Raw genomic sequence first — 14,788 nt, 5'->3', positions numbered from 1 at the left:
GTGCGAAATGTTGTGACTAATTCCCTGCTTCTCGTTTTCTCAGTTTTGCTACTGTCTGCCTGTGGTATCGGTGGTACGGAAACCAAATCCATATTCGTTTCAGTCGATGTTGAAAATCTTGACGGTGAACTCATCCTCATTAATAAGGGTAAAGTTACCCTGCGCAAGCTGGGACTGGAATTTAATGACAGTTTGATCGTCGATGAGGACGGACGATATACCTTTCAGACACCGTTGAATGTGGGAAGTCATTACACCGTTGCAATCGATGAAAGTTCGGATATTCAGCATTGTGAGTTGAATAATTCGACCGGCAGAGTGGTAGATGACAGCGAAATTGTTATAGACATTGATTGCGCAGAAAAGCGAGAGTTTCATGCGCCAGCAGATGTAACGATGGAGGCGAGTGCTGAGTTTACCAAGGTGCTGCTGGGGACGACGAATGGTTCTGGATTTGACGAAGCAAGTACCGTCATACTCAATGATGCGCCGGGCCAGGGGTTTCCTTTAGGCCAGACCGAGGTAATCTGGGTTATTCGAGATGCGGATCATAGTATGAGTGATACCCAACTTGTCACCATCATAGATACCACTCCGCCAGTATTTATTACCCCCGATCCGATTGTGCAGCACACATCAGCCGATAGTTATACTTTTGAAACACTAAGTCCGCCCGTGGTGGAAGAGCTTTTTCCAGATCGAATCGAATTGAACGCAAGCCTGCCAATGACGATAGGCATCGGCTCAACGACAGTGTTGTGGACGGCGTATGACAGTAGCGGAAACTCTGCCAGTGTTGAGCAGGCCATTAGCGTCTTGAAAAATCAGGCCGATCCACAGCCTGTTGACCAATCGTATACCATTAGTGCGAGTCTTTTCGGTATCACCGGCGGCGAAATATCGATGCAACTAAATCAGTTTACTCCGCTTACGGTGACTGCGGCACAATTGCAGGTTAATTCCCTGATTAGTTTTCCTAACACTCTGCTGGCCGGGGATAGTTTTCAGCTTAGCGTTAGCAATCCGCCGGTTGGGCAGAGATGCTCGGTGACCGGTGGCGTAGGTGTCGTTAGCGGCGATGTAAACAATATCCAGGTGTTTTGTTTTGCGCAGATAACACCAGTGGTGGAGTCGGGTAGCGGCAAGGCAACGCTATCATGGAATGCCGCTGGCGCTCAGTCCTATTCAATTTATCTCTCAAGTAATCCAGATTTCAATTATAAGTTTTATCCGGATTTTACAGACGCAAGACTGTTTCCGTCGGTGACTTCTCCAGCAGTGATCACTCCGCTGGACAATGGGCAACGCTACTACGCAGTTGTCGTCGCCACATTTAGTGGTGGACATGAAATCGCATCAGACCCTGTCGAAGTGTTTCCAAATCGTTCATCAATAGAACAAATCGGTACGTCGGATGGACTCGACTGGGGAATAGGCATGACGATGTCAAACGCCAGCGATTTATTGATCACTGGTAATAGCTCCGGAAACTTTGCGGGCACTAGCAGCCATATCGGCAGTCAGGACATTGTGCTGGTGAATATTAATCCCAACGGTGTCGAACAATGGCGGCAACAAAGTGGATCTATTGGTGAGGAATACGGTCGCTCCATCGCCGTGGATTTGCTGGGTGACATCCTGGTTAGCGGTGAAACCGGTGGAGACTTTGGTGGTGCAATAGCAGGCGACGGAGACTTTGATCAGTTTTACGCAAAATACGATGCCACCGGCGTATTGATGTGGGCGTTTTCTCCAGGCCGAGGTAGGGCCACATCAATAAAGGTTGATTCAGGCAATAACATTATTGTTGGCGGCTGGCGAAACGAAACAGCACAGCTATGTTCTGTGTTGAAGGCGGACGAAACCGGTGCGGAGATCTGGTCGCGTACGATAGGCTCGGCCTCGACCAAATGCAATGATGTCGTGGTCGCCGCGGATGATTCGATTTACGCGATAGGCTCGACAGCATCAGAACTAACGGGCCCAGGTAGTAATAGTGGCGACTGGGATTATTTTGTCGCCAGGTACACGCCAGAAGGCGATAGAACGCAATTAGTACAACTGGGTACGCTTAGTACCGATTATGCGTATGCAATGACGCTCGACCAGAATGGGGAACTCATTATTACGGGGATGACGGGCGGATTGATCGGTGACAATTTGACTAAGAACACATTCGGCCGCGCCGATGTTTTTGTGATTAAACTCGACAGTAACTTGAACAAGATATGGTCCTACCAAATCGATGCGGGCGCCTGGACGCAGGGGCACGATGTTGTCGTAAGCTCTGTTGGCGAGATATATGTTACCGGGTCAACAGAGGGCACCGTATCGAACGAATCAAATGCGCATGCCGGTTTACAAGACATATTTCTCATCAAGCTATCACCCGAAGGCTCGCTGATATGGAGCAAGCAATACGGGACTGGTGCCAGCGATGTTGGCAATGCCTTGTTGCTTGACGAAGAGCAGGGACTGGTTTTTTTGACCGGTTTTACTTACGGTAACTTGGGTGATCAGGCGCTGGGCGGCGATGCTGATATGGTTTTGATTACTGAGCCTATGTAGTGGCGATGATATATCCGGACTGGCTTGGGCCAGCGTGGGGAGGATTTGTCGCGCATGAGCACTTCTTTGTCCCCACGCTGACCTTGCGTTTTCGAACAAAGGCATAGCAGGGCTTAGGTTGAGATATAATATTATATTTATCGGATAATAATATGTAATAAAAGGAATAATTGATCGTGTAGTTTGCCGGGCTTGCATGGTTTTCATGTCCCTGAAGGCGCCTGGCCCCAATTTTTTGATACCCCTCGTTGTTTATAAAAACAAACTGTCCCTCTAAAATAGCGCAAGCAAGAAAATTGAGGTTTTGCGGTCCTGAAACCGGCCTGTTCAAAATACTGGAGATGAGAATGTGTTGTTGGAAGAGTGTCTATGCAGCCGTCATGTTAATCACCACAATAAACATTGCATACGCGGACGATTGTGACAAAGGCGAGTCATTGTTTGAGCAAGCAAGCGCTGCGACGAAGCGCGGGCAGTTAGATGATGCAGAAAATCTTCTGAAACAGTCGGTGTCGGTGTGTAATCGTTTCGATAGCTGGTTCTTGTTGGGCAGAGTACAGCAGAATCAGGAAAGCTACACCAGCGCCGCGGCATCGTTTAAAGACGCTAAGAAATATGCATCGAATAACGATGAAGTCGTACTGGCCATGTCGCGCTACGCCGAGTCACTGGCACAACAAGGGCAGATCAGCGTGCCTTTGTCCATATTGCGTAAAGCGACCAATATGCTGCCCAATCCGCCAAAGTGGATACCTGAGTTGATGTTGGAACTCGATAAAAAGCGCGTGGAACAACCGCTCACCGTCGCGCAAGTCAAACGTGGCTTGCAGGGGCGTTCCGCCGTTTTACTGGACAGCGATATCAAACCCTCTATCGATATTGCGATAAATTTTGTTTTCAATAGCACTGAGGTTTCTGACGACACGGCGAAGAATGTCAGTGTATTGGCCGAAGCACTTGCAGATAGTGAGTTCAATGGAGAAACGGCGGTCATTGTTGGTCACGCGGATACGCGCGGGGAGGAAATGCCTAATTTGATTTTGTCGGAAAAACGCGCGCGCGCCATCGCCGACGCCATCATTGCGATGCGGCCAGAGCTAGACGGGCGGATACTGACTAGAGGGCTTGGAGAAACGCGCCCACTTTACCGTGGTGACGATGCAGGGCTTCAAAAATTGAATCGTCGCATTGAAGTCTATATGGAGTAAGTTACCTAAAGGACGGGTGAGAGAGGATGTTAAGGAATAAAACAAAACGCCGTATCGCCATCGTGTGTGCATGTCTGGGAATGCTCTATACCGGCAATGCCATAGCCGAAAAACATGCGTTATTGATTGGCGTTGGCGCGTATCCCACCCGCGCGTTAACCGGGCCGGTGAATGATGTCAACGCGGTTCAAAAAGTATTGATCAAGAAATGGGGTTTCGATCCAGACAAAATAGATGTTGTGCTTGATAAAGAAGGCACGCATGACAACATCATCAGAAAAATTTCCCAGTTACATAGTAAAACCAAAAAAGGCGATAGCATATTTATCTACATGAGTGGTCACGGAACGAGTGCCCATGACAGTGGTATTCAAGATGTATTAAGCGATAATACCAAGGGGCTCGAACGGGTTCTGCCGACGACATCCGGGGCGTTTATTCCAGTAGACGTGTTTAGCGCCGGAAATCGTGAAGAAATCGTGGACAGGCTCATAGTTGGCAAACGTGATTTGCGCCCTTTGTTTACCGCATTAGACGAAAGTGGGCGCGATGTGTTTGTGGTTATCGATGCCTGTTTTTCCGGGAATACCGTGCGCAGTCGCTATAAAGTCGCGAATACGGAATTTCGGAGTATGAATATTTCGGAAGTCATGAGTTACAAAGGGTTGACCGATGATTTGGATTGGTTGGCACAAAGAAAGAAACCGGAAACGACGCAGCAGGCAGAGCCCGAACAAGCCGATCCTTATCCATACAAGAATATCTATTATCTGTCCGCTGCCGGTGAAGACGAGCGAGCACTCGATATTCCCCCAAAACTACTTCCAGTCTATCCGACTGTTGACGGTAAGCCACACGGCGCGTTTACCGATTCTTTGTTACGCATACTGCACGGAGAAATCAATGCCGACCTGGATCAGGACGGACGGATAACCTATGGTGAGTTAAAAACCTCGGTCAGAAACCTGATGCGAATTCGTGGATTTGAACACACGCCGCAGGCGCTTCCGTCGCTGGCAGAGGACAAAGGTAATCTTGCCTATAGAGAATTGTTCAGTACGCGATCCACTGGCGAACAGGTTTCTGCACGCGTGACGAAACAAAAAGTTCAGTCACCGCGAGTTAAGACCGTCGATATCGGACAGACGCCAAATATTGTTTATCAAAGAAAATTCCCGGTATATCTCGACAGCAGTCTCGACCCTAAGCTGCGCAAGATTCTCGGCGAGATAACTGATATTGCAATCAGTAGCGACGCGTATCAATTGGAGATAAGGCAAACGCCGAGTCATGTATTGTTGTTAAGTAATGCCGGTGATTTGATTGCCAAAGTGAAAAATGGAAATCCTGCGGCGATTAAAGACGCGGTTATCAATCAGGCCACGGCAGATCTTCTGGTTCACGGGGATTTTTCGCAATCGTTTGAAGTCGAACTGGATATGTTACAACGTGGGCGCGGTTCCACTGCGGTATTAGGCGAGGAGATCGGGTTTTCTATACGAACCAATATGGATGCCTACGTTCTTTTGCTCAATATCGATCCCGCGGGCCTGGTGTCGGTGATATATCCCTATCTTGCGACCGAACTCAATTCCGTCGCCGCCTTCGAAGCCTTGCAGTTGGATAGAATATCCGAGGTGCGTCCTCCTTTTGGACGGGATTATGTCATCGCCTATGCCTTTGGCCGGAATAGTGAGTTGTATGAAGGTCTGCGCGGAAAAAGTTTCTATCTGGGTTCGGAGGAATTCAAGAAACTTTTTCAGCTGCTAAATGCCGAGGAGATTCCGGCAGCCAGGGCATCGCTACAGTTAGTAACTGCCGACGGGGTAGCTAAATAGTAAAACCTGTAGTCTGTGCTAATATTCGTGCGGGTGTGGGATGCAAACATTGCGCGTAAGACATGGACTGGAAAAATATCATCTTTGGGCCGCAATGGCTGGACAAGTTAGACCAGTTAGCTGTTCGTCGTTTTGGCGAAGGAGGGCTCGCGCAGGAAGCCAGCAGCTATGTGCTGGAGAAACTGAGTGAGGATGACTGGTCTGTGCTTTCTTCCTTTCAAGGTAATTGTCAACCCGAGACCTTTCTTCATACTCTTGCGAAGAATTATCTGGAAGAGTTTTCCCGCAAACGCTTTGGACGTATGCGTCCTCCAAAATGGCTTAGTGACCAGGGCGACTTTTGGATCAAGATATGGAAAATGCTCTGTCTTGAACGGATGGAAATTCCCGTGTTAGTGGATAGCCTGCTTTTTCGTGACATGCGTGAAGAAAGCGTCATCCGACATGCGATAAAGACGATCAAGGCGCAACTACCGTGGTGTGGTCACAGCAATAAGGAATTTGCGGCAGCCTCGCTCGATGGGGAATATAAGGATTCGTCTGACGATCTGATTGCAGACTATCGTACGCCCGACGATCATGTTACCAGTGCCTTTTACAGGCAAATGCTCATGCTCATGAGTCTTATTCTGAATGACAACCCTGACCCGGCCAAGCGGGTTGATGGTTTAGTGTTTGAAGATGACCATATTGTTGAAACAGCATTGCTCTCAAAGTTAAAACGTATGAGGCAGGAACTCGAACTCTCCGATCTGGAGCGTGTAATTTTGAAAATGGTTTATCAAGATGGCATAAAGCGTAAAACCGTCGCGCAAGCCCTTGGACTGGCAGAGTATATGCCTGGACGCATTATACAAAAGGCACTGGATAGAATTCATGCTGCATTTATAGATGCCGGAATTTCCTTCGAAGGAATTTCGGAATTAACGAATAAGAAGTGAACAAATTCATTTTTTTGTTCAATTTTGTATTTCTGTCCTACTAATACTTAAAGCATGGGAACGATACAAGCACTAAGGAAAGATGGTCTGAATGTCTGACAAAAAAGAAAATGCGCTAGCCTATGTGGGGATTCAGCTTGGTGGTGCTAAGGCGGCGGCGGTCGGTCACATGCCGAGCGATGAAGATCTCATCATGCTGTTTTATGGACGACTTGATGAAACCCGCAAAGCGCAGGTATTGTCACATATCGCGAATGCAGCGGATGTTTACGAGCGCTGGATACATTGTGTCGAGGTCAATTCCCTTTTTGATGAACGTCGGGACTCGGTGAAACATGACCCCGTTTCGACGCAGGCGCACAGGCACGGATGGGCTCAACAATTTAAAGAGCTTCTCTTTGGACGGAGAACCTGGTTTATCGGAGGCGGTTTCGCAGCGACATTTGTAGTCCTTATGTCAGTCACATTAGTCGTCATAAATCGAGACGTGTCACACAGTGTAAGTATCGACTTGATCTATCAGGAACACGGCGTATCGCTGACTCAGCAATGGGCTGTCAAGCCGCGCACGCCACATCCCACTACACAATCAACTTCACGTTCGTTTTTTGTCAAGAAGAGCAGAGTGAGAGTGCTGCTTGAAACCGGTTTTGGCAAAGGGATCGATTCACTGGGAGAAAAAGCGTTTTCTGAATTGGGCATTTCGAAAAGCAGTTTGGCGGATACCCTTAGCCAATCAACAGAGGAAGGCTATATCATCGAACTTGGTAGACTGGCCGCCATATCGAGCATGCAGTGTGAGGTGCAGAATAAACAGCTGGTGTCTGAGAAATTATCTGCAATTGCATCGAATCTTCTGGACGACATCAAAACAACCAACACGCCCGAAATCGCAAGCTTGAAAGATGCAATCGCCCGAGGCGATAGCGCGAACGAACAATTATGTCATTTCAGCGATGCGTTGATCGAGATTATTTCGAAGTAAAGAAAATCCTAGCCTATTACCAAATCACTCTGCCCCATCAAATTATAGAAACTTGGCCCGGGGGTTAAGTCCTGTGAGGCGAAGTAACGAAAACAATCATTAAACCACTTCACATACCGATCGGCGTGTTCGCCACTGCCGAGTGGGTATTGGCGCATCTTCCAGCGATTGTTTGTGCCCTTGTTGTAATAAATGCCGCCGGCATTATATGCGCAGGCGACTTTGGGTGGATCGAAGTGCGTGGCTTTGCGTTGGCGTGCGATATAGGCCGTGCCGGCTTTGATCGCGTTCTCAGGCACAAGCAACCAGTCGCGATCAATGCTGTCATCACGCAGTGAGAGACGCGCAGTTGAGATCAATGTCTGCATCAAACCGGGCGACACGCGATGCGGCGTTTCCTGGTCAGAGACATATCCTGGCTCGATACGCACGGCGTTTGGATCACCTCGCGTTTCGGTGCATATCGTCGCCATGATGAGTTCAACCGGCACGCCAAAATCTTCCGCATGTCTTTCGATGGCACTGCCCCAGCTCTCCCAGATGCGGGCGATCGTCAGTGGTTCGCCTCCCGTTGTTTCCGGCATATTGTGATCGATCAAAATACCATTGTCGGCCAATTGCCAGACAACACTGTCGCGAAAACCGTGGGGTTTAATCAGATCAGCCTTGAGCTGTGTGAGTAACTGGAATGAGGGCGGCAGATAACTCTTAAATAAGGCCTTCCAGGTGAACTGGCCAACAACGCCGTCTTCTATGAGATTGTTGGCTTTCTGGAAGGCGCGAACCGCTTTGTCGGTTCGTTCGCCGTAAACGCCATCGGCACCACTGACAGTGGTATAGCCAAGAAAGATCAACCTTTTTTGAAGCGCGGTAACATCATCTCCGGTCAACACCGGTTCCTGCAGAGACAGATTGCGAGTCAAATCCACTGCGACACTCCTTGTGAGTATACTCACCTAATCATAGTAGAGAAATTCGCGGATGGTAGAGTTTACGCCCCGTAAAAACGACCATCCCAATAGTTGAAAGCGGTTTCCTGCGCACCTGTTTGTCCGACGGAGACCGTGTCGAGAACGTCATCGGTATTGCCATCGAGTATTGATACTGTCCCTTCGCTGGGATTCGGCACGAACACATACGGTGTTTGCTTGTTGTGCTTCAGGAATGCTATCGAACGCCGTCCGCAATCCGCCTGACCAACCTTTACTTCCTTCAGTAAAGTCAAAACGGGTAGCGCACTGCTGTCATAAATGTATAAAGTGTCGTAGATGAGATTGTCTTTTTGCGTCCCTTTTCCGGTAGCCGCTGTTGTGACATAGAGTTTTTTCCCGTCTGGCGTAAAGCGATAACAACTGGGATAGATATCCTGGAGATCAAGAACCGTCTCCATCTTTTGTGTCTGCGCATCGAGTACGCACAGTCTGCCTATGACATGATCAGGATTGGATTTACGATCGGCGCCCTTGCCAATCAGATACCGTCCACAGGGTGACAATAACAGATTGCTGCTGAGCTCCATGTCGATCAATGCCTCAACCTCGTGGGTAACCGGATCGACCACATTGATATTGGCGTAACCGTTGTTGAGGCAATAGATCTTACGCGTCAACGGCGAAAACGCCATGCCGTGGGGAAAGGCATTATTAGGCACATCGGTAGCGCTGTCTTTTTCCCGGTTCGGCTGGCACAGATTAATGGTTTCGATAATATTGAGATAGTTGTCGCTGGTCGGATCATTGTCGATGACACTGAGTATGCCGTCGAGCAGGCTGGAGACGAAAACTTTTTTGGGTAACTGAGGGTGATTGACAGCGGTGACGACATGGTGACCACGCCCCAGGCAGATCAGTTTTAACAACGAGGTCTCATTTCCCTCGCCACGCATGGCAATGACAGAGGCCCCACCATCGCTGCAATTTAGTGGGTCGGCACCATTGTTTTTATCGCCATCAATGGTACACCACATGACGTTCTGCTCAGTATCTGGATAATAGTAGATACCAAAGGCATCTTCTGGTACGTGTAAACTAAGACTGATTTTCTTGCTCACCGCATCCATCATTATGGCTTCGCCACTGTCGGTGCTGCTGAGATAGACCGGACGTTTTTCGTGGGACAGGCCTGAGGCGGCGGTTTGCGCCATTTTTTGTACTGTGAACTGACCGTCACGACAATGGATGAGCGCAACAGACCCACGATCTCCGTAATCCTGAAAACACGCCAGAGACCAGTGTTGCACGTCAGTGACTGCCATAAAGTACATCCTCATGATTGGTTGCGGTGGCGGACTATTATATAGTTTAGGCCCAACGTGTACAAAGGAGCGTTTGTGGCTACGCATAATCATCTGTCTGGTCGTATCACCGGGCAAAAAATAGATATAATAAAGCCGGTACTGATGTTGATCTTGCTGTGCTGCATATCAGTCGACGCTCGGGCGACGGCATTTTCCGGGCCGACAATTCCCTGGTATACCATCGAAAGTGAACATTTCATCACCCACTACCATAAGGGTATAGAGCATCTTGCCCCACGAGCAGTGGCGATTGCCGAAGCGGCTCATGCAGAATTGAGTGAGCGCCTTACCTGGATGCCTGGTTCCCAGACCCATATGGTTTTGATCGATCGCATCGACATGAGTAATGGCGCTGCAACGCCACTGCCGCGCAATACCATGTATATTTTCGTGTCACCACCTGATGATATCGACAGTCTTGAAGATCACGGGGGCTGGTTGGAAACGGTGATCTTTCACGAATACACCCATATTTTGCATCTGGACATGGCCAAGGGGGTTCCTCGTTTTCTGCGAGTACTCGTAGGTCGCAACCCGCTCCTGTATTACTTTGTGTTTCCGCAATGGGCCACGCCCCATTGGATGAAGGAAGGTCTGGCCACCTATGTGGAAACCGACGATACGCGCGGGATCGGACGAGGGCAGAGCAGTTATTTCGAGATGATGATGCGTACCGAGGTCATCAACGGCATCCAGCCCATACGTAAGGCAAATCAGATTTACTCCACCTGGCCCGGTGGGACAGTGCCATATCTATACGGTGTGTATTTTCACCGTTTTCTTGCCGAAACCTATGGCGAGGACAAGATGCGGCAATGGTTGCATGAACACAGCGATAACTTTCTTCCCTTTTTCGTGAATTACACGGCCTTGCAAGTGTTTGACAAGAACCTGCACGAGTTATGGAAAGCGTTTGAAGTTTACTTACACAAAAAGTTTGACAGCGATATCGAAAGACTGGAATCGCAGCAGCGTAGCGGTGAACGACTTACACATCGCGCCTACAGAACAAGTAATCCGCGTATTGCTGCTTCGGGCGAGTTGTATTTTGTGAGTAGCGACGGTGTTAACCGAAATACTATTTATAAGCGCGAACCGTCAGGCAAAGAATCAATCGTTGTAGAAGTCAATCATTCAGCGCGTTTTGATTATCATGCCGAGTCGGGAATTGCAGTGGTGATGCCGGAAACAAATCAGAATGTCGAGATGTTTTATGATCTCTATTTATTAGCACCTCAGTCCAAATCACTCAAACGACTCACTTCCCAAGGTCGTTTTCACTTTGTAGCCTGGCACCCCAATGGCGAACAGCTTTTGCTGGCTCAATCCGAGGCGGATCGCAATCGATTAATGCTGGCAGATAAATCCGGAAATATCGTGAAAACCTTGTGGGAGTCTCCCGCTAATGTTGTGGTGAGTTCTCCAACGTGGACGCCCGATGGTAAGCACATTATCGCGTCAGTGTGGGAGCCGGAAAGTGGATGGAATCTACAGCAATACTCACTCGATACCGGCAAGTGGCAATTACTGACACGTGGTCCCGAAATTGAAAATCACCCCTTTGTGTCGGAAGACGGTCGCTATGTTTTTTTTACGATGGAAAATGAGGGCGTCTACGATATCCATCGCCTTGATCGGGAAAGCGGCGAGATACGTCGTATTACGCAAGTCATTAGCGGTGCCTTCAATCCCCAGGTAAGAAACGATCAACTGTTCTATACCGGCTATCACATCGATGGATTTGATCTTTACCAAATGAAGATCAGTCCAGAATCTGCGGTGGTAACAAGGCCATCAACAGCCGTGTTGTCATCTGGTACAGGCAGGACGTTTAGAGATATTCCCGGATTGCAGGAGCGTAGCTATTCCGGTCTGCGATACATGACGCCTACGGCATGGGGGTGGGCAATAGGGTATGGCGGCGATGCGGGGTTCATCGGCGGTATCTCTTTATTGGGCTCAGATCCCTTAGATCATCACAATTACTTCACCAGAGTTTTTTATAACGGCAATCCAGAACAGATTTCGTTTTATCTTGGATACATCAACAATCGCTGGACACCGCAAATCAATCTGGATGGCGGGCGCGAAATTGGAATTGCAAACGATACGACTAAAGATCTTTATGATGATCGCTTTGCGGGGATGTCGCTGTTATTGCCCTGGAGCAAAATACGTCAAGGTGCGTATTTCACTTTGCGTGGAGAGGTTCAGGAAAACCACATCCTGTCTTCATCGACGCAAGAAATGTTAACCAAGGATAGGCTCTATCTTGGTGGCCTTGGCGTGGGTTATAAAAATCACTTTCGTCCACGTTTGTCTATCAGTCCTGAAGATGGCCGGGAAATCGAATTTGCCTTGGAAACACACCGCTATGAGAGCGGGGAACAAGGCAATCTGGCGCGCGGCATTTGGAGTGAATACATCAATTTGAAACGGAATCGCGTACTCGCACTTCGCGGTATTGGCGTGGCGGGATTTGATCAGGCAGATCGTTCGCTACTCGGGGGCAAATCGCTACAGGCTCAGTCGATACAGTCTGGTTGGGGGGGGCGCTCATTTCCCATGCGTGCCTATCCGGAAGCACAGATTAACGCGCGTAAAATACTCTTCGCCGGTGCTGAATTACGTGTTCCGCTGGGGCGTTTGGAGCGTGGCTTAATGGCCCCGCCTATCGGTATCAATTATTTGTCCATGGCGTTTTACGCTGAAGCCGGATGGGGTAAAGATCACATTTCGGGAGTGAGAGATATACTTTCTATGACAGACTGGTATCGCGGAGTTGGGGCAGAGATGCGTATTAATACGATCTCCTTTTACTACATGCCTTTGAATATACATATTGGTCTGGCGAAGGCGATGGACGGTGATAAACGATCACGTGGATATTTAACATTGACGAGTGATTTCTAATGGCGTTTTCTATCATAGGTCCGGGCATCCGCGATGAGATTAAACTCGACAATCTCTTTAAAGAGAAAATCATCGAACCGGTAAACGGCACGGTGCCTATACGTCACGTAGAAAAAAGCGTACCGGTCGAAGAGCGTCTGCATTACGGTCGTGACCGACTTCGTTATGCCTATGAAGAAGGTAGCGGCGCGAAACCTTATAAAGAACTGGTCGCGGAACAGCTCATGAGTAGTCCGGTGATGACCTTGTCGTTAAAGACGACGATACCTGATGCGTGGAAATTTTTTCGTGAACATCGTTTTCGACATGTGCCGGTGGTGGACGATACCGGGCATTTGCAGGGTATCGTGTCCGATCGGGATTTGTTGTCGGTATTGGAGAAATACATGCCGACAGGGGGGATGCATGCAGCCGGGGCCCTAGACAGCATCATGCAAACACGGGTACTCACGGCGACGACGAATACGGTTATCTCCCAGATAGCGGCCGTTTTCTTTCGGCAGCGTATTGGCGCGATGCCGATTATGCGCGATGACGTACTGGTCGGCATTATCACGCGCAGCGATATTCTTGGCGCGGTTGTTTACTCATCTCAAGTTGAAAGCTGGGCCTGAATTATTCATCCTGCCGCTTTTGTAGTTTTCCGGATTTTCCTAAGCTTTTGAATTTCAGGCGTGTATTCAATACATGAAGGAATTCATGGTTGATCTTGCAGGCATTCATTACTAAAGTAGTCATATATAAAAGAAAAATAACTATACCAATAAACTATGTGGGGAAATTTCATGAAAAGAATCGCACTCTACGCTGTGCCGGTTTTCCTGTTTATTGCGTGCGCAGAGCCTTTACCGACAATAACTGACAGAACCACGGGTGTGGTAAACCAGCGCCCAGTCATCATATTGCCCGGCGAGCTTGGCGGTGGTGAGTCCCAATCCATCATTACACTCGATGATCAGACACGAGTGTCATTAACCGATAGCCGGGGCGAATTTGATCAGTCTGCCATACGCGCCAATCGACAGATTCGATCACGCACTACCGCCGCAGTTAGTGCCTCGGGTACCAGCAGGATTAAGGAACGCATCTTCTATCAGGCAGGGCTGGTCACCAGCTATAAGCTGTATGACTATGATGCGTCAGGCATAAGAACACGGCGGACCACTTTCGATGCCCCCGGCGCAGATGGTGTCTGGTTTACGCCTGACGATGATGTGTTGAATTACACCTCATTTGTAGTCGCCAATAATCCGCTGGGTGCGCAAGCGGTGGTGTATTCGACCCCGGGTGCGGATACGATCTGGTTTACGGCAGATGATACCGTGACACTGTATGTTGCCGATGTCGTCGACGCCACAGGCGCAGCCGTGGCGACAGCCCATTACAATGCTCCCGGGCTAGATGGTGTCTGGTTTACTGCCGATGATGATGTCATGTCGGTATCCGCGGATACGGTACTGGCTGATGGCAGCGAGCAATGGGTGTTATATCGTGGTCCTGGACCGGACATGGACTGGGCGACGCTGGGGGATAATGTCATTGGTCATTTCTCTTTGGTTAGTCACAATGCCGCAGGCCAGGCCGACAAACATGTTTTCTTTATCAATCCTGGGTTGGATTTGTTGCCCAACACACCAGATGACGTCGTCGGCTATTATCATAATTACGTCTACAATGATGTAGGAAATCTGACCAACAGCTTGTTCTTTAGCAACCCGGGCCTGGATATGATTTGGTTTAATGCGGATGATGTTGCGGAAAGCTGTGGCATCACGCAATTTAACGCAGACAATACGCCGAGCATTTCTACCAATGCCAGTGTTGGCGCAGACAACACCTGTTTCACTGCGGATGATGTGATCACCGGTTATCACACCCATACCTATGACGCGACTGCGCATATGACGGAAACGAATGTGTATAACGATGCGGGTGCGGATTTGCAGTGGTATACAGAGGATGACGTATTATCACGCCGCAATACGTATATACCGAACTAAAAGAAAAACCCCGAATGCGTGAGCATTCGGGGTTTTGTA

General features: G+C 48.8%; 10 protein-coding genes. 8 read left to right on the top strand and 2 right to left on the bottom strand.

Features of this window, described 5'->3' with window-relative positions:
• Positions 1-12: 12 nt before the first annotated feature.
• The 5 genes from OEZ43_12805 (at position 13) to OEZ43_12785 (ending at position 7,540) form a co-directional block, all read left to right on the top strand.
• Positions 13-2,568 carry an HYR domain-containing protein gene (locus tag OEZ43_12805; GenBank protein MDH5546467.1) on the top strand — a complete coding sequence of 852 codons (2,556 nt, stop codon included), beginning with the start codon at positions 13-15 and terminating at the stop codon, positions 2,566-2,568.
• Between the two features lie 347 nt (positions 2,569-2,915).
• Complete coding sequence (locus OEZ43_12800) at positions 2,916-3,776, top strand: OmpA family protein (protein MDH5546466.1); 861 nt, start codon at positions 2,916-2,918, stop codon at positions 3,774-3,776.
• 26 nt (positions 3,777-3,802) lie between these two features.
• Entirely contained in the window at positions 3,803-5,614 is a 1,812-nt protein-coding gene (locus OEZ43_12795) for a caspase family protein (protein MDH5546465.1), read from the top strand.
• A gap of 62 nt (positions 5,615-5,676) precedes the next feature.
• Positions 5,677-6,555 carry a hypothetical protein gene (locus OEZ43_12790; GenBank protein MDH5546464.1) on the top strand — a complete coding sequence of 293 codons (879 nt, stop codon included), beginning with the start codon at positions 5,677-5,679 and terminating at the stop codon, positions 6,553-6,555.
• Positions 6,556-6,646: 91 nt separating this feature from the next.
• A complete protein-coding gene (locus OEZ43_12785) occupies positions 6,647-7,540 on the top strand; it encodes a hypothetical protein (GenBank protein MDH5546463.1) in 894 nt (297 codons plus the stop codon).
• Between the two features lie 8 nt (positions 7,541-7,548).
• On the opposite strand, the gene OEZ43_12780 is transcribed toward OEZ43_12785, so the two are convergent.
• A complete protein-coding gene (locus tag OEZ43_12780) occupies positions 7,549-8,469 on the bottom strand; it encodes a peptidoglycan-binding protein (protein MDH5546462.1) in 921 nt (306 codons plus the stop codon).
• A gap of 62 nt (positions 8,470-8,531) precedes the next feature.
• A complete protein-coding gene (locus tag OEZ43_12775) occupies positions 8,532-9,794 on the bottom strand; it encodes a YncE family protein (protein ID MDH5546461.1) in 1,263 nt (420 codons plus the stop codon).
• A 75-nt stretch (positions 9,795-9,869) separates the two neighbouring features.
• On the opposite strand from OEZ43_12775, the gene OEZ43_12770 reads away from it, so the two are divergent.
• From OEZ43_12770 to OEZ43_12760, 3 genes are all read left to right on the top strand, one after another.
• Entirely contained in the window at positions 9,870-12,749 is a 2,880-nt protein-coding gene (locus OEZ43_12770; protein MDH5546460.1) for a hypothetical protein, read from the top strand.
• Positions 12,749-13,363: a CBS domain-containing protein gene (locus tag OEZ43_12765; GenBank protein MDH5546459.1), complete on the top strand. Its 615-nt coding sequence runs from the start codon at positions 12,749-12,751 to the stop codon at positions 13,361-13,363. The genes OEZ43_12770 and OEZ43_12765 overlap by 1 nt, the downstream gene beginning before the upstream one ends.
• A gap of 171 nt (positions 13,364-13,534) precedes the next feature.
• Positions 13,535-14,749 (top strand): hypothetical protein, encoded by a 1,215-nt coding sequence (locus OEZ43_12760; GenBank protein MDH5546458.1) that lies wholly within the window; start codon positions 13,535-13,537, stop codon positions 14,747-14,749.
• The last annotated feature ends 39 nt before the right edge of the window (positions 14,750-14,788 follow it).

The sequence above is a fragment of the Gammaproteobacteria bacterium genome (assembly GCA_029881255.1).
Taxonomy (GTDB): Bacteria; Pseudomonadota; Gammaproteobacteria; order S012-40; family S012-40; genus JAOUMY01.
This window is presented reverse-complemented; position numbering and strand designations above follow the sequence as displayed.

Coding starts and splice junctions, on each gene's coding strand:
- OEZ43_12800 (MDH5546466.1), top strand. CDS start 2,916: ATGTGTTGTTGGAAGAGTGTCTATGCAGCCGTCATGTTAATCACCACA.
- OEZ43_12795 (MDH5546465.1), top strand. CDS start 3,803: ATGTTAAGGAATAAAACAAAACGCCGTATCGCCATCGTGTGTGCATGT.
- OEZ43_12790 (MDH5546464.1), top strand. CDS start 5,677: ATGGACTGGAAAAATATCATCTTTGGGCCGCAATGGCTGGACAAGTTA.
- OEZ43_12785 (MDH5546463.1), top strand. CDS start 6,647: ATGTCTGACAAAAAAGAAAATGCGCTAGCCTATGTGGGGATTCAGCTT.
- OEZ43_12775 (MDH5546461.1), bottom strand. CDS start 9,794: ATGGCAGTCACTGACGTGCAACACTGGTCTCTGGCGTGTTTTCAGGAT.
- OEZ43_12765 (MDH5546459.1), top strand. CDS start 12,749: ATGGCGTTTTCTATCATAGGTCCGGGCATCCGCGATGAGATTAAACTC.
- OEZ43_12760 (MDH5546458.1), top strand. CDS start 13,535: ATGAAAAGAATCGCACTCTACGCTGTGCCGGTTTTCCTGTTTATTGCG.